The sequence below is a fragment of the Pseudomonas sp. EL_65y_Pfl1_R83 genome (assembly GCF_963970695.1).
Taxonomy (GTDB): Bacteria; Pseudomonadota; Gammaproteobacteria; order Pseudomonadales; family Pseudomonadaceae; genus Aquipseudomonas; species Aquipseudomonas tritici.
On record NZ_CAXAQI010000077.1, the window covers coordinates 1 to 736 of the forward strand.

Sequence of the window (736 nt, forward strand, 5' to 3'; positions counted from 1 at the left end):
TTTTTTTTTTTTTTTTTTTTGATTTGGTGACTTTTTTTATCTATTGTCTTTCTTTAGTGGTTGCTCTTTTGTTCTTGCTTGTTTTGGAGGACATCGTAGAGGGCGTCGCGTCTCTCGAAGCAGCCGAGGGTCGCGCCAATCCCAGAACCTGCGAGAAGAGAACTGCCGAGCGCAGAGCCAACCGTGGTCAACTGCCGGAGCATTTGCCGCGCATCGTCGAAACCCTGATGCCCGCTGCAACCTGCTGCCCTTGCTGCGCAGGCGTCCTTTTTGAGATTGGGAGCGATGAGAGCCAGAGGCTGGACGTGGTACCGGCGCAGTATCGCGTAATCGTCACCCGCCGGCCCAAACTGGCCTGCCGCGCCTGTCATGGCGTCGTTCTCCAGCATGCGGCGCCCGAACGATTGATCAAGGGGGGACTGCCCACCGAGCGGCTGGTCGCGCATGTGGTCGATGCCAAGTATCATTGGCATTTGCCGCTTTATCGTCAGGCGCAGATGCTGGCGACGCACGGTATCGCCATCGACCGTTCCACGCTCGCCTTCTGGGTCGGCTATGCCGCCCAGGAATTGAAGCCCTTGTGGCATCGTTTGCGCGCGCTTCTGCTCGAGTCCTCCAAGCTTTGTGTAGATCTCAATAGAGTCGTTTACATAAAAAAAAAAAATATCGTTGGTCGCCGTATCATTAAAAAAAAAAATGGGGGGGGGGGGGGGGGGGGGGGGGGGGGGGGGGGGGG

1 protein-coding gene is annotated in these 736 nt (G+C 56.5%); it reads left to right on the top strand.

Annotated elements, in window-relative coordinates:
- The coding region (locus tag AACY08_RS27700; RefSeq protein ID WP_339472297.1) for an IS66 family transposase at window positions 1-736 on the top strand (736 nt) is incomplete at both ends.